19 protein-coding genes and 1 riboswitch are annotated in these 17590 nt (G+C 60.6%); of the genes, 9 read left to right on the forward strand and 10 right to left on the reverse strand.

The window, feature by feature from the left end:
• From WG78_RS23185 to urtE, 4 genes are all read left to right on the forward strand, one after another.
• The coding region (locus WG78_RS23185) for a hypothetical protein (protein WP_236692074.1) at nt 1-378 on the forward strand (378 nt) is incomplete at its 5' end.
• Between the two features lie 199 nt (nt 379-577).
• Nucleotides 578-1753 (forward strand): urea ABC transporter permease subunit UrtC, encoded by a 1176-nt coding sequence (gene urtC, locus WG78_RS17930; RefSeq protein ID WP_053939213.1) that lies wholly within the window; start codon nt 578-580, stop codon nt 1751-1753.
• Nucleotides 1750-2580 (forward strand): urea ABC transporter ATP-binding protein UrtD, encoded by an 831-nt coding sequence (gene urtD / locus WG78_RS17935; RefSeq protein WP_083459335.1) that lies wholly within the window; start codon nt 1750-1752, stop codon nt 2578-2580. The genes urtC and urtD overlap by 4 nt, the downstream gene beginning before the upstream one ends.
• A 19-nt stretch (nt 2581-2599) precedes the next feature.
• Nucleotides 2600-3292 (forward strand): urea ABC transporter ATP-binding subunit UrtE, encoded by a 693-nt coding sequence (urtE, locus tag WG78_RS17940; protein ID WP_053939214.1) that lies wholly within the window; start codon nt 2600-2602, stop codon nt 3290-3292.
• A 19-nt stretch (nt 3293-3311) separates the two neighbouring features.
• Here the strand turns inward: urtE and WG78_RS17945 are convergent, their stop codons facing one another.
• Nucleotides 3312-3635, reverse strand: coding sequence for a rhodanese-like domain-containing protein (locus WG78_RS17945; protein WP_053939215.1), 324 nt, complete (start codon nt 3633-3635; stop codon nt 3312-3314).
• Nucleotides 3636-3730: 95 nt separating this feature from the next.
• Nucleotides 3731-4384: a protein-L-isoaspartate O-methyltransferase family protein gene (locus WG78_RS17950; protein ID WP_053939216.1), complete on the reverse strand. Its 654-nt coding sequence runs from the start codon at nt 4382-4384 to the stop codon at nt 3731-3733.
• Nucleotides 4385-4474: 90 nt separating this feature from the next.
• Nucleotides 4475-4570, forward strand: a riboswitch (TPP riboswitch).
• A 60-nt stretch (nt 4571-4630) separates the two neighbouring features.
• On the opposite strand from WG78_RS17950, the gene thiC reads away from it, so the two are divergent.
• Nucleotides 4631-6544: a phosphomethylpyrimidine synthase ThiC gene (gene thiC, locus WG78_RS17955; RefSeq protein ID WP_053939217.1), complete on the forward strand. Its 1914-nt coding sequence runs from the start codon at nt 4631-4633 to the stop codon at nt 6542-6544.
• 95 nt (nt 6545-6639) lie between these two features.
• On the opposite strand, the gene WG78_RS17960 is transcribed toward thiC, so the two are convergent.
• The gene (locus tag WG78_RS17960) at nt 6640-6975 is read right to left on the reverse strand and encodes a YegP family protein (protein WP_053939218.1); all 336 of its coding nucleotides are present in this window, start codon (nt 6973-6975) and stop codon (nt 6640-6642) included.
• A gap of 250 nt (nt 6976-7225) precedes the next feature.
• Between WG78_RS17960 and WG78_RS17965 the strand changes: the two genes are divergently transcribed.
• Together WG78_RS17965 and WG78_RS17970 are read left to right on the forward strand one after the other, a co-directional pair.
• Entirely contained in the window at nt 7226-9202 is a 1977-nt protein-coding gene (locus WG78_RS17965; RefSeq protein ID WP_053939219.1) for a peptidase U32 family protein, read from the forward strand.
• Between the two features lie 184 nt (nt 9203-9386).
• A complete protein-coding gene (locus WG78_RS17970; protein ID WP_201782480.1) occupies nt 9387-10694 on the forward strand; it encodes an aspartate aminotransferase type Ic in 1308 nt (435 codons plus the stop codon).
• A 114-nt stretch (nt 10695-10808) separates the two neighbouring features.
• Here WG78_RS17970 and WG78_RS17975 read toward each other — a convergent pair whose 3' ends face one another.
• From WG78_RS17975 to bla, 4 genes are all read right to left on the reverse strand, one after another.
• On the reverse strand, nt 10809-11750 hold the full coding sequence (locus WG78_RS17975; RefSeq protein WP_053939220.1) for a 5'-nucleotidase: 942 nt from the start codon (nt 11748-11750) through the stop codon (nt 10809-10811).
• Nucleotides 11751-11789: 39 nt separating this feature from the next.
• Nucleotides 11790-12674 carry an EamA family transporter gene (locus WG78_RS17980; protein WP_053939221.1) on the reverse strand — a complete coding sequence of 295 codons (885 nt, stop codon included), beginning with the start codon at nt 12672-12674 and terminating at the stop codon, nt 11790-11792.
• A 232-nt stretch (nt 12675-12906) separates the two neighbouring features.
• The gene (locus tag WG78_RS17985) at nt 12907-13260 is read right to left on the reverse strand and encodes a hypothetical protein (RefSeq protein ID WP_152969285.1); all 354 of its coding nucleotides are present in this window, start codon (nt 13258-13260) and stop codon (nt 12907-12909) included.
• A 132-nt stretch (nt 13261-13392) separates the two neighbouring features.
• Nucleotides 13393-14232 (reverse strand): class A beta-lactamase, encoded by an 840-nt coding sequence (gene bla / locus WG78_RS17990; RefSeq protein WP_161805147.1) that lies wholly within the window; start codon nt 14230-14232, stop codon nt 13393-13395.
• Between the two features lie 180 nt (nt 14233-14412).
• On the opposite strand from bla, the gene WG78_RS17995 reads away from it, so the two are divergent.
• Complete coding sequence (locus WG78_RS17995) at nt 14413-14631, forward strand: hypothetical protein (RefSeq protein WP_053939224.1); 219 nt, start codon at nt 14413-14415, stop codon at nt 14629-14631.
• A gap of 27 nt (nt 14632-14658) precedes the next feature.
• Nucleotides 14659-14985 carry a hypothetical protein gene (locus WG78_RS18000; RefSeq protein ID WP_053939225.1) on the forward strand — a complete coding sequence of 109 codons (327 nt, stop codon included), beginning with the start codon at nt 14659-14661 and terminating at the stop codon, nt 14983-14985.
• Between the two features lie 12 nt (nt 14986-14997).
• On the opposite strand, the gene WG78_RS18005 is transcribed toward WG78_RS18000, so the two are convergent.
• Genes WG78_RS18005 through ctaD form a run of 3 tightly spaced genes read right to left on the reverse strand, consistent with a single transcriptional unit; the run spans nt 14998 to nt 17584 of the window.
• Nucleotides 14998-15387, reverse strand: a complete 390-nt coding sequence (locus WG78_RS18005) for a cytochrome C oxidase subunit IV family protein (RefSeq protein WP_053939226.1) — start codon at nt 15385-15387, stop codon at nt 14998-15000.
• A complete protein-coding gene (locus tag WG78_RS18010) occupies nt 15384-16001 on the reverse strand; it encodes a cytochrome c oxidase subunit 3 (RefSeq protein ID WP_053939227.1) in 618 nt (205 codons plus the stop codon). The genes WG78_RS18005 and WG78_RS18010 overlap by 4 nt, the downstream gene beginning before the upstream one ends.
• A complete protein-coding gene (ctaD, locus tag WG78_RS18015) occupies nt 15998-17584 on the reverse strand; it encodes a cytochrome c oxidase subunit I (protein WP_053939228.1) in 1587 nt (528 codons plus the stop codon). Before ctaD ends, WG78_RS18010 begins: the two co-directional genes overlap by 4 nt.
• Nucleotides 17585-17590 lie beyond the last annotated feature (6 nt).

Here is a 17590-nt window from a genome sequence, read left to right on the forward strand (position 1 = left end):
GGGGACAACGCACATTTTGGTTATGCCACTGTGGTCATCAAGGTGAATTGCGGTGGGCGTTCTTGCATGTGGCTTTGGGTGGTGGGTCTTGACCCACCCTATGAGATGTTGGCGGTCGTGGAGGGAGTGGTGACAAATCAGACGGCGGTGGCCATGCGGGATGGGAGCGTTAAGCGGGCGGTGTCGATGTTCACTGTCACCCGCCGCAACCACGCCCACCCGATGTTGCGCAGCAACGAGGCAGCAATCCTGGCAAACAGCAGGCATTACCTGTCGAGGGAGGGGAAGGAGACCGGTAGTTCGGGCTCCGTCCGACCGAAGTTCCGCGGAGCGGCAGCTGAGTCATGTGAGTGCAAGACGGTCCGTTTCGGTTTTTGACCTACCGGGCCCCCTGGCGAGCGAAGGATTCGCGAGTGGGGTCGCCTTTCTTTTGGTTACTTCTTCTTTGGCGAAGCAAAGAAAAGTGACGTGCTCCCGGGCACCCCCGGGTATCAAAAATGCGCCGCAGGCTAAGCGGTTAAGGTTTTACAACCACGAATAAAAAAGCACCACCGCACCAACCCAGGAAAAAACCACCATGCGCCAGTCATACACCGAACGTAGCGTCAGATTGCTGGGCCCCAAAGGCTGGACCGCCATGCTCGCGTTCCTCGCCCTCATGCTCATCATCGTCCCCGCCATGCACCTGCTCGCGCCGCCCGATAGCGCGCTGCATGTGTCCAACTACGCCGTCACCCTCACCGGCAAGATCATGTGCTACGCCATGGTCGCGGTGGCGATGGATTTGATCTGGGGCTATGCCGGCATCCTGTCGCTGGGCCATGGACTCTTCTTCGCGCTCGGCGGCTACGCCTTCGGCATGTATCTGATGCGGCAGATAGGCCTGGAGGGCAACTACCACAGCGCCCTGCCCGACTTTATGGTTTTCCTCGACTGGAAAGCGCTGCCCTGGTACTGGCAAGGCACCGACAACGTGGTCTGGGCCATCGTCCTCACCGTCGGCGTGCCCACCGTGGTTGCGGGCGTGTTTGGCTATTTCGCCTTCCAGAGCCGCATCAAGGGCGTGTATTTCTCGATCATCACCCAAGCCCTCACCTACGCCGCCATGTTGCTGTTCTTCCGCAACGAAACCGGCTTTGGCGGCAACAACGGCTTTACCGATTTCAAACGCATCCTCGGCTATTCGATCACCGCACCGGAAACCCGCGTGGTGCTGCTGGGGCTGACCGCGTTGGCGCTGGCGGGCACCTTGCTGCTGGGCCGCTGGCTGGTCACCTCGCGCTACGGCCGGGTGCTGGCGGCAACGCGCGATGCCGAATCGCGCGTCATGTTCATCGGCTACAACCCGCTCTGGTACAAGCTGTTTATCTGGACGCTATCGGCCGCGTTGTGCGGCGTGGCGGGCGCGTTGTATGTGCCGCAGGTGGGCATTATCAATCCGGGCGAAATGTCGGCGGCGTCTTCGATTGAAATCGCGATCTGGGTGGCGGTCGGCGGCCGTGGCACCTTGATTGGCGCGGTGATCGGCGCAGTGGTGGTTAACCTGGCCAAGAGCTGGTTTACCGTGTCGTTTCCGCAGTATTGGCTGTTTTTCCTCGGCTTTCTGTTCATCCTGGTCACGCTGTTTTTGCCGCAAGGCATCGTCGGTCTGTACCAGAAGCTGACCCAACGCCGCACGCCGGACGCGCCCAATGCGCCCGCCCCGACGGAAGCAACGCCTTCCACCCCACTGACTCAGGAGCACGCCGCATGATCACGCCCGCGATTGAAGACCGCCCGCAGTGGGCCGATGCCAGCGCTGGCCAGGCACGCGCCGTCACACCCGGGGCCCTGGATATTGCCCACGGCGTCATCCTGTATCTGGACGAAATCTCGGTCAGCTTTGATGGTTTCAAGGCGTTGAACAAGCTCAGCCTGCATATCGACGTGGGCGAATTGCGCTGCATTATCGGCCCCAACGGCGCGGGCAAGACCACGATGATGGATGTGATTACCGGCAAAACGCGGCCCGATAGCGGCAAGGCTTTCTTTGGGCAAACGCTGGATCTGACGCGGCTTAAAGAACCGGAAATCGCCCATGCCGGCATCGGCCGCAAATTCCAGAAACCCACCGTGTTTGAACAGCACACCGTGTTCGAGAACCTGGAACTGGCGATGAAAATGGACAAGCGCGTCTGGCGCAGCCTGTTTTACAAGCTGGATAGCGAGGCGCGTGGTCGCATCGAAACGGTAATGGAACAAATCCGCCTGACCGCACAAGCGCATCGGCTGGCCGGGCTGTTGTCGCACGGGCAAAAGCAGTGGCTGGAAATCGGCATGCTGCTGATGCAGGAACCCAGATTGCTGCTGCTGGATGAACCGGTGGCGGGCATGACCGATGACGAAACCATGCGCACGGCGGAGTTGTTTGTCTCGCTGGCCGGGCAGCATTCGCTGGTCGTGGTCGAGCACGATATGGCGTTTGTGGAAAAACTGGGCGGCAAGGTCACCGTATTGCACGAAGGCAGCGTGCTGGCCGAAGGCGATCTGGCCACGGTGCAGGCTGATGATCGTGTGATTGAAGTCTATCTCGGGCGCTAACAAAGCAAAGGAACCCGCCATGCTCCAAGTCGAAAACCTCAATCAATATTACGGCGGCAGCCATATTCTGCGCGGCCTGAGCTTTACCGCCGAGCCGGGCAAAGTGACCACGCTGCTGGGCCGCAATGGTGTCGGCAAAACCACGCTGCTGAAATCGTTGATGGGCGTGGTGCCCACGCGTAGCGGCAGTATCCAGTTTGGCGGCGCGGACATCACGAAGCTGGCGTCGTATGACCGCGTGCGCGCTGGCATCGGCTATGTGCCGCAAGGGCGCGAGATTTTTTCGCGGCTGTCGGTGGAAGAAAATCTGCGCATGGGGCTGGCGTCACGGCCGGGCAGCACGCCGATTCCGCCGCGGATTTTTGAAATGTTTCCGGTGCTCAAGCAAATGCTGCGACGGCGCGGTGGCGATTTGTCCGGCGGCCAACAGCAGCAACTGGCGATCGGCCGTGCGTTGGCGATGGGGCCCAAGTTGCTGATCCTCGATGAACCCACCGAGGGTATCCAGCCGTCGATCATCAAGGACATCGAACGCGCCATCCGCGCCCTGGCCGAGACCGGCGAGATGGCGATTTTGCTGGTGGAGCAGTACTACGATTTCGCGCGTTCGCTGGCCGACCATTATCTGGTGATGGAACGCGGCGAAATCATCGCGCGCGGCCGGGGCGATCAGATGGATGCCGATGGCGTGCGCGATTTGCTGTCGTTGTAATGCGCGTCAACAGGCGGGATCAGTAGCGCGCCATGGCCGGGTCAACGTCGTTGGCCCAGGCATCCACGCCGCCCGCCAGATTGACGATATGGCCAAAGCCTTGGCGCTCCAGGAACACACCGACCTGGTAGCTGCGCATGCCGTGATGGCAGATGACGACGATTTCGGCGTCTTCATCCAGTTCGTTGAACCGATTGGGGATTTCGTTCATCGGCAGCGACACGCTATCGGCCAGATGGCACAGCGCGTATTCCCACGGCTCGCGCACATCCAGCAGCACGGGCTTGGGTTTGCTGGTATCGGCCAGGCGGGCGGCCAGATCAACGGCGGGCATTTGCTGCATGTTTTTTTATCCACAAAGGCGCTGGCGCAGGCATAGCGCCAGACGTTAAAAAGGCGTGGTGCATGACCACGCCTTTGGGGCATCGACCGCAGCGCTTAGAACTGGAACACCGGCTTGGCCGGGGCGTTCTTCATGCGCGGCAGGTTGTATTCAAACAGCTTGTCGCTGCGCCATGCGGCATTGTCGACCTTGGTCAGCAGCGTGGCGCTCATGATCGGCAGTTCGCCGATGATGGCGATCAAACGGCCGCCGACCGCCAGTTGGTCTTTCAGCGCTTGCGGCACTTCGTAGAAAGAACCGGTGGCGATAATCACGTCGAACGGGGCCTGGGTGGGGATGCCGCCCATGCCGTCACCGACGATAACGCGCGCGTTGCGGATGCCGGCGCGGGCCAGATTGGCTTCGGCTTGCGCCGCCAGTTCGGGCTCGATTTCGATGCCGTACACCTGGTTGGCCAGACCTGCGACCATCGCCATTACATAACCGGTGGCGGCGCCGACCACCAGCACCTTGTCGGTGGGCTGGATTTCAGCGTCTTGCACCATGCGCGCTTCCAGCTTGGGCGACATCAACACCGAACCATGGCCCAGCGGCAGATCGGTATCGACAAACGCCAGCGCCTTCTTATCGGCGGGCACAAAGTCTTCACGTTTAACGGTCAGTACCCGTTCCAGTACCTTTTGATCCAGTACATCCCACGGGCGGATTTGTTGTTCTACCAACAGATAACGGGCGTGTTCCCAATCCATTTTTTCACCTTAAGACCTGACAGCAAACCGGCGTTTGCGCTCGAAATTAGCTTGCGATTATTGCATAAACTGGATACCGTTCACAGCATTGAGTTTCGCTAGGGGTTCCGCGTAGATCGCGGATGAGAGAGTCCCTCAGCACCTGATCCGGTTCACACCGGCGTAGGGAAGCGAAGCCGCCTCGCATCTCATCCATCCTGGCGTCTTTACGCGCACCCTGCGCCGTCTTTCTGTTTAGGAGACGCCATGAATACCCGCCTGGATTTCACTGCCGATACGGCCCATGTCGACGCTGCGGCCATTCAGCCGCTGCCCAATTCGCGCAAGGTTTACGTAACCGGCAGTCGCCCGGACATCCGCGTGCCGATGCGAGAAATCAGCCAGAGCGATACGCCCACCGCGTTTGGTGGCGAGCAAAACCCGCCCATTACCGTCTATGACACCTCCGGCCTGTATACCGACCCCACCGCCAGCATCGACGTGCGCAAGGGTTTGCCCAGCGTGCGTGGCCCGTGGATTGAAGAACGCAACGACACCGTCTTGCTGGATGACCTGACCAGCGAATTTGGCCGCCTGCGCGCCGCCGACCAGAGCCTGGACCCGCTGCGCTTTGAGTTGCACCGCCAGCCGCGCCGCGCCAAAGACGGCGCCAATGTGTCGCAGATGCATTACGCCCGTCGCGGCATTGTTACGCCCGAGATGGAATACGTGGCCATCCGCGAAAACCTGCGCCGCGAACGATATATCGAGAGCCTGTTGGCGCTGGGCGGCAAGGGCAAGCGCATGGCTGAGTTGATGCTGCGCCAGCATCCGGGCCAGAGCTTTGGCGCCTCCATTCCCGAGAAGATCACGCCGGAATTTGTGCGCGACGAAATCGCGCGCGGCCGCGCCATCATCCCCGCCAACATCAACCACCCCGAAGTGGAGCCGATGATTATTGGCCGCAACTTCCTGGTGAAGATCAACGGCAATATCGGTAACTCGGCGGTCACGTCTTCGATCAATGAAGAAGTCGACAAGATGACCTGGGGCATCCGTTGGGGTGCGGACACCATCATGGATTTGTCCACCGGCAAAAACATCCACGAAACGCGCGAGTGGATTCTGCGTAACAGCCCGGTACCAATTGGTACGGTGCCGATCTATCAGGCGCTGGAAAAAGTGAACGGCAAGGCCGAGGACCTGACGTGGGAGCTGTTCCGCGACACGCTGATCGAGCAAGCCGAACAAGGGGTGGATTACTTCACCATCCACGCGGGCGTGCTGCTGCGGTATGTGCCGCTGACCGCCAACCGCATGACCGGCATTGTGAGCCGCGGCGGCTCGATCATGGCCAAGTGGTGTCTGGCGCACCATAAAGAAAACTTCCTGTACACGCACTTCGCCGATATCTGCGAAATCATGAAGGCGTATGACGTCAGCTTTAGCCTGGGCGATGGTCTGCGCCCCGGTTCGATCTGGGACGCCAACGATGAAGCGCAACTGGGCGAACTGCGCACGCTGGGCGAGCTGACCCAGATTGCGTGGGAGCACGATGTGCAGGTGATGATCGAAGGCCCCGGCCACGTGCCGATGCAGCTGATCAAAGAAAATATGGATCTGGAGCTGCAGGACTGCTCCGAAGCGCCGTTCTACACGCTGGGACCGCTGACCACCGATATCGCCCCCGGCTACGATCACATCACCTCGGCGATCGGTGCGGCGCAGATTGGCTGGTACGGTACTGCCATGCTTTGTTATGTCACCCCCAAAGAGCACCTGGGTTTGCCGAACAAGGACGACGTGAAGGAAGGCATCATCACCTACAAGCTGGCCGCGCACGCCGCTGATCTGGCCAAGGGGCATCCGGGCGCACAGATTCGCGACAACGCCTTGTCGAAAGCGCGCTTTGAATTCCGCTGGGAGGATCAGTTCAACCTGGGCCTGGACCCGGACAAGGCGCGCTCGTTCCACGACGAAACGCTGCCGCAGGAAGGCGCCAAGCTGGCTCACTTCTGTTCGATGTGCGGTCCGCATTTCTGCTCGATGAAAATCACCCAGGACGTGCGCGACTATGCGGCACAGCAAGGCCTGGACGAGGCCAAGGCGTTGGAGCAAGGCATGCAGGCCAAATCGATCGAGTTTGTAAAACGCGGCGCTGAGGTTTACCACAAAGAGTAAGCCGCACACGGGCGCACGCCAGCACGGCGCGCGTCCGTTTTGCCTGCTCGCAGCCCGCGCCGCCAGTTCCCGCCAGCGCTGAACATCCCCCGCCGTCAGCATTCCACCTCCTCAATCACCGCTTTACCCGCATCGCGCGACACCGTGGTAATCGCCAGTTCCACCGCACGCCAACTGCCATACGATTCACCCGCACCCAGTACGCAGCCGTTGGCATCAACCAGCACAAAGTAGGGCAGACCAAAGTCATCGGTGCGACGCAGATAGCGTGTCATACGCAATGCGCTGCCACGGACGGCGGCAATCGCGGCCAGCGCCTCGGCACGACTGGCGCAGGGTTCGCCCGTCAGCAGCGTTTTGCCTTTACGGCTTTCCAGCCGGAATACGAAGTAGCCTTCGGGGCAGCGCTTGAGCATAAAGCGGGTAAGCATCAGAACATTCCGGCAGTCAGAAAGCCGCCAATCTGGGCCGCCACGTCCATCGGCACCATCCGGATCAGCGGATGGCTTGATCCAGATCATGCGGTAAAACTACCCGTCAAATAACGACTGCCCACCACTTTGGCGCTCTTGATGAGTACTGACGATAAGGCGCGCTGCCCCGCGCTCGTCCAGCGTTTTGGCGTGGCCGGGGCTGCCCCTGTATAGTTCTGCCCCTTGATGCCCCACCGGATTGATTTTTATGAGCTTACTGCCCCATCAACTTGAATTGCTGGCCCCCGCCCGAACTGTCGAAATCGGCCGCGAGGCAATTCTGCATGGGGCGGATGCCGTGTATATCGGTGGCCCATCGTTTGGCGCGCGCCACAACGCCAGCAACGAAGTCAGCGAAATTGCCGAGCTGGTGCGCTTTGCGCATCGCTATCGTTCGCGCATTTTTGTCACGCTCAACACCATCCTGCACGACAGCGAACTGGAACCCGCGCGCAAACTGATCCGCCAGCTGTATGACGCTGGCGTGGATGCGATGATCGTGCAGGATATGGGTATCCTCGAACTCGATCTGCCGCCGATGCAGATGCACGCGTCCACCCAATGCGATATCCGCACGCCAGAAAAAGCGCGGTTTCTGGCCGATAGTGGCTTTTCGCAAATCGTATTGGCGCGCGAGCTGACGCTGGACAAGATCCGCAAGGTGCGCGATGCCGTGCCCACCGACACCACCCTCGAATTCTTTATCCACGGCGCCTTGTGCGTGGCGTATTCCGGCCAGTGTTTTATCAGCCATGCCGATACCGGCCGCAGCGCCAATCGCGGCGATTGCTCGCAGGCCTGTCGCTTGCCGTACACGCTGACCGACAACGCGGGTGGCGTGGTGGCCTTCGACAAGCATCTGTTATCGATGAAAGACAACGACCAGAGCGCCAACCTGGAAGCGCTGATCGATGCCGGCGTGCGTTCCTTCAAGATTGAAGGCCGCTACAAAGACATGGGATACGTCAAAAACATCACCGCGCACTATCGCGTGTTACTGGACGAAATCCTGACCCGCCGTCCCGAACTGGCGCGCGCCTCCAGCGGCCAGACCGAAGTGTTTTTTACGCCCGATGTCGACAAGAACTTCCATCGCGGCCACACCGATTATTTTGTAAATGGCCGCCTGCCCGACATCGGCGCGTTTGAATCGCCCAAATATGTGGGCGTGGAAATCGGCACCGTCACGCGGCTGGGCCCGACGTGGTTTGAACTCGACAGCGCCGCGCCCCTCGCCAATGGCGATGGCCTTAACTATATGAAGAAGCGCGAAGTGGTCGGCCTGCAAGCCAACACGGTGGAGAAAACCGGCACCGGCGCGCGCGGCGATCTGTGGCGCGTGTCGCCCAATGAGCCGATGCAGGCATTGGAAGGCCTCAAGCCCGGCGTCACCGTACACCGCAACCGTGATCACAATTGGGAGCTGGCGCTGACGCGCAAATCGTCCGAGCGCAAGGTGGATGTGTGGCTGCAGCTGCGCGACGAGGCCAGCGGGCTGGCGCTGACGCTGACTGACGAAGACGGCTGTAGCGCCACCGCGCATGCGGCGCTGGAACTGCAACCCGCGCAGAACGTCGAGAAAGCGCAAACCACGCTGCACGACAACCTGGCCAAGCTGGGCAACACTATGTTCAACGCGGTGCATATCGATATCCAGACCGCGCAAACCTGGTTTGTGCCCGCCGGGGCGATCAATGCCTTACGCCGTGATGCGGTCGAATTACTGGAAAACGCGCGCCTGAAAGCGTGGCAGCGCTTGCCGCGCAAGGCCGAAGTGACGCCGCCCGCGCCGTACCCGGAAACATCTTTGTCCTACCTGGCCAACGTCTACAATCAGGCCGCGCGCGACTTTTATACGCGCCATGGTGTGCAACTGATCGCCGCCGCCTACGAGGCACATGAAGAGCCGGGCGAAGTGTCGTTGATGATCACCAAGCATTGCCTGCGCTTTTCCTACAACCTGTGCCCCAAGCAGGCCAAGGGCGTCAAAGGCGTACAGGGCCAGGTGAAGGCCGAGCCGATGACGCTGAAAACCGGCAACGAAACCTACACGCTGCGTTTTGATTGCAAACCCTGTGAGATGCACGTGGTGGGTGCGATGAAACCGCATATCTTTGATGCGCCGCCTCCGACCACAGCGGCCTCGCTGCAAACCATCCAGTTTTACGCCAAACGCCCGGCCTGATCTCCCGCAAACCCGCCGCAGCTGGCAAACGCAACCTGAGGCCGGTTGCGTTTGCCGCTTCACATTTGTCCGAAAATTCTCAACTTGCCGCCAAACCCGCCCTGCCAAACCGCGCGGGTGCTGGCACAATAGCGGGCTACCCTTTCGAGCCCGCGTCGGCTCTTACAACCGTTATGAGGATGTCATGGATCAAGCCCAGCCGCTGTTGCCTGCCGGTGATCTCACCGCTCTGGACAACGAAGCCCTGAAGCAATTTCACGCCACCGTGCGCGCACGTTATGACGCATTCAAGGCGCGTGGTCTGAAGCTGGACTCGACTCGTGGCAAGCCGTCCGCGCAACAGCTGGATCTGTCCAACGCGCTGCTGGGCGCCACCGATGAAGAAGCCGCACGCGGCGGCGGCGATCTGCGCAACTACGGCGGCGGCGTAGCGGGCATCCCCGAAGCGCGTGCGCTGTTTGCGCCAATGCTGGGCGCGCCAGCCGAGCAAGTGATTGTGGCGGGCAATGCATCGCTGGAACTGATGCACGACACCATCGTGTACGCATTGCTCAAAGGCGTGCCGGGCGGCAATGCGCCGTGGTCGACCGCGCCGGTGACCTTTTTGTGCCCAGCGCCGGGCTACGATCGCCACTTCGCCATCTGCGAACAGTTCGGCATCAAGATGATCGCCATTCCGCTGACCGGCAAAGGCCCGGACATGGATCTGGTGGAAAAGCTGGTGGCGGAAGACGCCAGCATCAAAGGCATGTGGTGCGTGCCGAAGTACAGCAACCCCACCGGCGAAAGCTATTCCGACGAAACGGTGGAACGCCTGGCGCGCATGAAAACTGCCGCGCCGGATTTCCGCCTGTTCTGGGACAACGCCTACGGTGTGCATCATCTGACCGACACCCCGCACGAAGTCGCCAACATCCTCGACGCCTGCGCCGCTGCCGGTAACCCGGATCGCGCCTTTGTGTATGCGTCGACCAGCAAGATCACCTTTGCAGGCGCGGGCCTGGCGCTGTTTGGTTCGTCCAAAGCCAACGTGGCGTGGATGAGCAAGAATATGGGTTTCCGCTCGATTGGCCCGGACAAGCCCAACCAGCTGCGCCACGTGCATTTCATCCAGAACATCGCTGGCCTGACCAACCTGATGAAGGGCCACGCCGCGCTGATCAATCCGAAAATGAACGCCGTGCTGGATGTGTTCGAGAGCCTGCTGGCCGGCCGCGGCGTCGCCAGCTGGACCAAGCCGGAAGGCGGCTACTTTATCAGCCTGGATGTACGTGACGGCAGCGCCAAGCGCGTGGTGCAACTGGCCGAAGAGGCCGGCGTGGCCATGGTGCCGGCGGGCAATACCTTCCCCAACGGCAATGATCCGCGCAACGCCAATATCCGCGTAGCACCGACTTTTCCGCCGCTGGATTCGGTGAAGCTGGCGGCGGAAGGCATCGCGCTGGCGACCTTGGTGGGCGTCAGCGAAGCATTGCTGGCCGAGCGCGCTTGATCAAGCCGAAGTAAGGAGCCGCGAGCGAGCGGGCTGCATGCAATAAAAATCGCGCGATTCTGATCAAGGAATCGCGCGATTTTTTATGCCCGGCGGGCAGACCCAGGCGGCCCGCTATTCCAGCACGCGGTTGGTCACGCCAAACGGAATATGCACGCTGGGCACCACGCTGGCGGACTTGAGTAAATGACCGCTCTGGTCATCAAAAAAGATATGCGGTCGCAGCACCGCCAGTACTTTGCGCTTTTCGATGCCGCCCAGAAAAAACGCATCGTTGACCATCACACCCCAGCTTTTCAGCGTGTTGAGCGCGCGTTCATGCGACGGCGCATTTCGCGCCGTCACCACCGATACGCGCAGCCGGTTCTGATAGCTGGGGTCGTCCCGCCGATGCTGCACTTCCACCGCCTGAATGCGCGCCACCCGCATCAAAAAATCCTGCAACGGGCCGGGATTATGCGGCGTTAACAGATTGCGCGTTTCGTGCTCATGAAAACGCGCCACGCTGGCGGTCGCCTGCATCACGCTTTCGGATTCGTCATCGACCAGCACGCCGTCAAAGTCAAAGGCAATGCGCAGATCGGCATCGTCTTCGTCATCCACCAGCGTCGAGGCCATCACATAGCCCGCCGGATAACCGCGCTGGATGGCTTTGAGTACATCGTCCTGGTTGGCCGACAAAAACAGCGAGATTTCCAGCGCCGGAATGTACTCATACGGCGCGCGGCCTTGCATGAAGATGGCGCGCGTAATGCCCAGCTTGTGCGCTTCGATGGATTTCATCACGCGCAAGCCGGTATCGGGGTCGTTATGCGACAGCAGCACCACCTCGACCAACGGGTCGTCCGGATCAGCGCGTAAATCGTTCAGCGACAACAAACGCCGCACAAACGAAAACGCCACGCCGGGGCGCAGCGTGTCGTTGAGATGGTCTTCCTGATACTTGCGATAGGCGGCCTCGCCTTCAGCCCGGAACACGGCGTCCGACTCAGCCAGATCAAACATGGCGCTGGAGGCAACGCCAATCACAAGACGGTTTTCGAGCGAATACGGCATACAGCAATCCCGACAGTGGGCGATGCGCGATGATAGCGCTTAGGCCGCCACCGTGCGCGCGGCCAGCCAGCGCGGGCCGAATACATTGATCAGCAAGCCCAGCATCACCACCGCGCCCCCCAGCCATTGCAGCGCGGACAAGCGCTCATCCAGCAGCACCGACGCGCTGATCAGGCCCACCACCGGCACCAGCAAAGTCAGCGGCGCAATGCGGCCCACCGGATGTTTGCCCAGCAAACGGCCCCACAACATATAGCCGACGCCCGTGGCGATATAGGCCAGATAAGACACCGCCAGAAAACTGTTCAGGCTGAAATGCGCCAACGCTTCGCTGATGCGGGCCGGCCCTTCCAGCAAATAAGACAGCGCGAAGAACGGCAGCGGCGGCACCAGGCCACCCCACACCACCAGGCTCAGTGGATTGACGGGGCCAATCTTTTTGATGGTTAGATTGCCGGTAGCCCAGCACAGCGCGCCACACAAAGTCAGCCCGAACCCCAACAATGAAAACGAGCCGGTGCTTGCGCCACTGCCGATCAGCGCCAGGCCGCAAGCCGAAACGAGCATGCCGGTGAGGTGATGCCAACGGATGGCTTCATGCATAAAGAGCGCCGCCAGAATCACCGTAAAAAATGCCTGCGCCTGCAACACCAGCGACGCCAGTCCAGCTGGCATGCCCACATAAATGGCGCTGAACAAAAACGCAAACTGCCCGAGGCTGATGCTGGCACCGTAAACCAGCAGCCAACGCCACGGCACTTTGGGTCGCGGCACAAACAAGATCGCGGGAAACACCACCAGACAAAAGCGCAGCGCGCCCAGCAACATCGGCGGCACGCCATGCAAGCCGACCTTGATCACCACAAAATTAACGCCCCACACCAGGATAACGGTCAGGGCGGTGATCCAGTCTTTGATGGGCATGTGCGGCTCCGGGGGGTGGGAGCCAGTGAGTATAGAGGGATGGCCAGAGGGTCAGCAGATACAGCCACGCTCGCGCCACGCCACAACAGAGGTAAGGGCCGCTGCCCCTCGTCCATCCTGCGTGCCGGCGCTATGCAATCTGGCCGCACCGCAACGCCCGAGATACAACGCAATGACGCCCGTCCAACCGATCAGACGGGCGCGACATGGTGGGTGATTACGGCTCGATGCGTTAATGCCGCCCGATCAGCATCTCTTTGCGCACCGGAAAATCGCGCGGATCGCCGGTCAGCTGGAACTCGCACACCGCGTGATATTCCAGTTGCCGTTCTGGCAACGGGCTCTGGCGAAATGCATGAAAACGCGGCGACATCTGATGCAGCGACGCGTTAAAGCGCTCGTTGCTGATCTGCTCGGCGCGCTCTTTCTGGCGCAATATTTCGCGCGCCTGCTGCAGCTCTTGCTCGGTGGCATTGTTAAGCAATGCTTCGCGCACGCTGTGCTCGGCCAGATAGCGCTCGGCGCGGCTGCGTAGCAGCGGCCCCAGATGCACATCCGCCGACTGGCTTTGGTTATCCATAGTCATACCCTCATCCGGGCAGGTTGCGAGGGCAACCCACTCACCCAGTTTGGACGACGCTGCGGATGTAGTCGTTCCGTTTTAATTACATGACCGACAGTCGGCACCGTTCATTCTGATTATTTGAAAAATCTGCACTTACGCCACACGCGCAAACACCACGCGCGCCACTTCTTTCAGCGCGGCATCGCGCACGGCGCCTGTGGCTTTGCTGTCGGTCAGCCACACCGTCAGCAAGATCGGCGCGCGCGGCTCGGGGGGCCAGATGATCGCCAGATCGTTGGTGGTGCCGTTTTCGCCATTGCCCGTGGCATTGCCGACACGCCATTCCGGCGGCAAACCGGCGCGAATTCGCGTAGTGGCGTTGCCGTTGCCTACCAACCAGGCCTGCAATTGCGCACGCGATTCGATGGCCAGCGCGTCGCTGAGCAAAAAGCGGTTGAGCATTTTCAGCATCATCGCGGGCGTCGAACTATCGCGCACGTCGCCTTTGATGGCGCTGGTCAGCTCGGGCTCAAAGCGGTCGATTTCGCTGATGTCGTCGCCTTGGGTGCGCAACCAGTTGGTCAGCTGCGTGGGGCCGCCCACGCTGTTGAGCAGCAGGTTAATGGCGGCGTGATCGTCAAACTGGATCGCTGCCGCGCAAAGATCGGCCACCGTCATCTGGCCCGCTTTCAGCCTGGTGCGTGCGATGGGCGCCCAGGGTTGCAGATCGGCCGCTGTAAACAGAATCGGCCGAGATAGTTGTTCCTGATCTTTTTCTACGCGCGCCAATACGGCCGCCGCCAGTAACGGCGTAAACGCGCCCGCCAACGGAAAGCGCTCATCCGGCCGATATGTCAGCCATTTGCCGCTGCCCGTATCCAGCGCCGTTACGCCCAGCCGGCCACCCGCGGTGGTCTCAATCTGCGCCAGCTGGCGCGCGGCATCCAGCCCCGGCGGCGTGGGCGGCACATTGGGCGCAGCCCACGTTCTCAAAATTGGCGTGTACAGCGCAGCGCAAAAAAGCAATCGGCGGCGACTCAAAAGCAGCATGGTAATTCCTGCGTCGATTCGGAAGTGTCTGAAGGGTAGCTTGTCCGGCTCGTGATTGTGTACGCGCTCGCCCCATCGCATCGGCCGCCGCGTTGATCCAACCCATCGCCCAGGAAGTTACACATGCCCAACGTTCGCCTGATTAAATTCGATGTCGATTCAGACATGGACCAGGACCTGCATTTTTGTAAAGAAAATCTGGACGCCCCGACGTTATCACGCGCGTGCCGCTACAGCTTGCGGCTGACCGCGTACTTCTGCGAACACGTCAAAGCGGGCGACCAGATTTTCCTCAGGCATCCTGATGGAGACACCACGGAGGTATTGCTCAGACGCAAATGAGCGCTACCCGCAACCCGGACCTACGACATGCAGCCCGAAGTGCCGATTGATGACGATTTGCAGACCCGGCGTTTGATGCCCGAGCACGATGCCGAACTCACCCCCGACGACTGGCAAACCCTCTCCAACATCACGCTGCAGCAAAAGCTGGCGCACGCCATGATCCAGATTTTTGTGCGGCTCAACAGCGCGGTGATGGCGCTGGTGGTGGTGGTCTGGCTGGCGGAAATCTTTATTGGCCCGCGCATCATCACCGAGCACGTGTTGTTGGCGCTGATTGCGGGCACCGTGGCCCAGGCGGGCATGGTGTTTGCCACCATGGCGCGCCGCCTGTTTCCGCTGGACCTGCGCTAGCGCTGGCTCGCATCAATGGCCCGGCGCCGGATAAGCCCGCCTGGACGGTGTGGCCGCATCCACGCCCCCGTGCTGCAGCGGCGCGCGTTGCGCGGGTGGCGTCCACGGCGTTGTGCTGATGCCGCGAGTCAGATGTTCGCTGATGGTTTGCCCCAGCTGAATCAGCAAAAAAAACAGCGCCACCACCGCCATCAAACGCGGCAGACTGTCGTGCCGCAGCAGTTCCATAAAACACAGCCCGATCAGCACGACCTTGATCAGCGCAATCACAGTGTTCAACACCGTATTCCACAGTCCCAACGGCAGCAGCGCCGTGCCCACCGTTAGCGCCAGCAAACCCAGCAACGCCAGCCATACTTTGGCCACATTACGCACGATCCCGACGGCGCTGCGCTCAGTCATGGCGTGCGCTCCACCAGGTACAGCATCGGAAACAACGCCACCCACACCACATCGACAAAGTGCCAATACAAACCGGCGGCATGCAGCGCGGGCTGTGGCAGCGGCCCCAGCGACTTATGCACGCGGCGCCACATGGTCAGCGTCACGCCGATGCCGATAGTCAAATGGATGGCATGCAAAAACGTGGCGCTGAAATACACCACAAAGAAATACGGCGCGCCGGTATGCGCCGGGCCAGCAAAGTCGGGACCGGGAAACAGATGCTCGGCCCATTCGCGATGCCATTCGTAAAACTTGATCAGCAAAAACACCACGCCCAGCGCCGCGCACGCCAGCAAACAGCGCCCCACCTGGCGTTTGAGCTGCAGCGCGCTCAGTTGCACCGCCAGCGCCATTGCCGCGCTGCTGCTCAGCAAGATGGCGGTGTTCAGCGTGCCCAGCCATAAATCAGTCTGGCGGCTGGCCCAGGCAAAGCCATCCGGCATGCTGATGCGGCCATAGGCCCAGCCCAGCAGTAACGGCCCGAAGAACATCAGCTCGGAGGCCAGAAACGCCCACATCCCCAAGCGCACGGTTTCCAGCCGACCAGCGTCGTCTATCGTGGTCAGGCTCATGCCGCGCCCTCCCCGGCCACTTCGTGCACATGGCTATGCACCACCACCGGATTGCTGAAGTTTTCTACCGGCGGCGGCGACAGCGTTTTCCATTCCAGCCCGCGCCCTTCCCACGGATTGGACGGTGCATGCCGACCATAAAATAGCGACCACGCCAGATAACACAGCGGCAGCAGATAGCCGATGGCCAGAATGGAGGCACCGGCCGAAGACAACACATTCAGCAGCTGATATTCCGGCGCATAGCTGTGATAGCGCCGCGGCATGCCTTCATAGCCCAGCAGATATTGCGGAAAAAACGTCAGATTAAAACCAAAGAACAGCATCGCCGCCGCCACCCGCGCCCACATTTCCGGGTACATGCGGCCGGTGACCTTGGGCCACCAGAAATGAATGCCGCCCAGATAGGCCGCCACCGCGCCGCCGACCATGATGTAGTGGAAGTGCGCCACCACAAAATAGGTGTGCGTCAGATGCACATCCAGCGCCAGCGCCGCCAGAAACAGTCCGGTCAGGCCACCAATGGTAAACAGCCCGATAAAGCCCAGCGCATACAGCATCGGCGCATCAAAGGTAATCGAGCCCTTGTACAAGGTGGCGGTCCAGTTAAACACCTTGATCGCCGAGGGCACCGCCACAAAAAAACTCAGCAGCGAAAACGTCATGCCCGCATACATCGACATGCCGCTGGTAAACATGTGATGCCCCCACACCAGAAAGCCCAGCAGCGCGATGCCCATGATGGCGTAGGCCATAAAGCGATAGCCAAAGATCTTGCGCCGGGCAAAGGTGGGAATGATTTCGCTGACCACGCCCATGGCCGGCAACACCATGATGTACACGGCGGGGTGGCTGTAAAACCAGAACAGATGCTGGAATAACAGCGGGTCGCCGCCCAGCGCCGGATCAAAAATGCCCACCTGGAACAGCCGCTCGATCACGATCAGCACCATGGTCATGGCCAGCACCGGCGTCGCCAGTACCAGAATGATGCTGGTGGCGTAATGCGCCCACACAAACAGCGGCAGCTTGAACCACGTCAGCCCTGGCGCGCGTAAACGGTGGATGGTGACGATAAAGTTGAGCCCGGTCAGGATGGACGAGAAGCCGGTAAAGAACACGCTCAGCACCACAATGATCACGTGCGAATTACTGAACATGGTGGAAAACGGCGTGTAGAAGGTCCAGCCCGTATCTACGCCGCCCAGCAACATGCCCCACAGCGTGCCCACCCCGCCAATCAGATAGATATACCAACTGGCCAGATTCAGCCGTGGAAACGCCAGATCGCGCGCGCCGATCATCAACGGAATCAAAAAGTTACCCAGCACCGACGGAATCGACGGAATCAGAAAAAACCACACCATGATTACGCCATGCGCGGTAAACAGCTCGTTATAGGTTTGCGCCGGCACCAGATCGCCCTGCGGCGTGGCCAGTTCCAGCCGGATGATGACCGCCGCCGCGCCGCCGATAAAAAAGAACAGCGTGATGGCGATGGCGTACAGAATCGCCACCTTTTTGTGGTCGGTGGTGGTCAGCCACTGGCGCAACGTTGGGCCTTCAGTCAGATAGCTGGACACGGTGCG

Origin of the sequence: Amantichitinum ursilacus, assembly GCF_001294205.1 — a bacterium.
Classification (GTDB): Bacteria; Pseudomonadota; Gammaproteobacteria; order Burkholderiales; family Chitinibacteraceae; genus Amantichitinum; species Amantichitinum ursilacus.

Excerpts from the sequence above, each read along its gene's own strand:
- urtC (WP_053939213.1), top strand. The coding sequence starts at position 578 with ATGCGCCAGTCATACACCGAACGTAGCGTCAGATTGCTGGGCCCCAAA.
- urtD (WP_083459335.1), top strand. The coding sequence starts at position 1,750 with ATGATCACGCCCGCGATTGAAGACCGCCCGCAGTGGGCCGATGCCAGC.
- urtE (WP_053939214.1), top strand. The coding sequence starts at position 2,600 with ATGCTCCAAGTCGAAAACCTCAATCAATATTACGGCGGCAGCCATATT.
- WG78_RS17945 (WP_053939215.1), bottom strand. The coding sequence starts at position 3,635 with ATGCAGCAAATGCCCGCCGTTGATCTGGCCGCCCGCCTGGCCGATACC.
- WG78_RS17950 (WP_053939216.1), bottom strand. The coding sequence starts at position 4,384 with ATGGATTGGGAACACGCCCGTTATCTGTTGGTAGAACAACAAATCCGC.
- thiC (WP_053939217.1), top strand. The coding sequence starts at position 4,631 with ATGAATACCCGCCTGGATTTCACTGCCGATACGGCCCATGTCGACGCT.
- WG78_RS17960 (WP_053939218.1), bottom strand. The coding sequence starts at position 6,975 with ATGCTTACCCGCTTTATGCTCAAGCGCTGCCCCGAAGGCTACTTCGTA.
- WG78_RS17965 (WP_053939219.1), top strand. The coding sequence starts at position 7,226 with ATGAGCTTACTGCCCCATCAACTTGAATTGCTGGCCCCCGCCCGAACT.
- WG78_RS17970 (WP_201782480.1), top strand. The coding sequence starts at position 9,387 with ATGGATCAAGCCCAGCCGCTGTTGCCTGCCGGTGATCTCACCGCTCTG.
- WG78_RS17975 (WP_053939220.1), bottom strand. The coding sequence starts at position 11,750 with ATGCCGTATTCGCTCGAAAACCGTCTTGTGATTGGCGTTGCCTCCAGC.
- WG78_RS17980 (WP_053939221.1), bottom strand. The coding sequence starts at position 12,674 with ATGCCCATCAAAGACTGGATCACCGCCCTGACCGTTATCCTGGTGTGG.
- WG78_RS17985 (WP_152969285.1), bottom strand. The coding sequence starts at position 13,260 with ATGACTATGGATAACCAAAGCCAGTCGGCGGATGTGCATCTGGGGCCG.
- WG78_RS17995 (WP_053939224.1), top strand. The coding sequence starts at position 14,413 with ATGCCCAACGTTCGCCTGATTAAATTCGATGTCGATTCAGACATGGAC.
- WG78_RS18000 (WP_053939225.1), top strand. The coding sequence starts at position 14,659 with ATGCAGCCCGAAGTGCCGATTGATGACGATTTGCAGACCCGGCGTTTG.
- WG78_RS18005 (WP_053939226.1), bottom strand. The coding sequence starts at position 15,387 with ATGACTGAGCGCAGCGCCGTCGGGATCGTGCGTAATGTGGCCAAAGTA.
- WG78_RS18010 (WP_053939227.1), bottom strand. The coding sequence starts at position 16,001 with ATGAGCCTGACCACGATAGACGACGCTGGTCGGCTGGAAACCGTGCGC.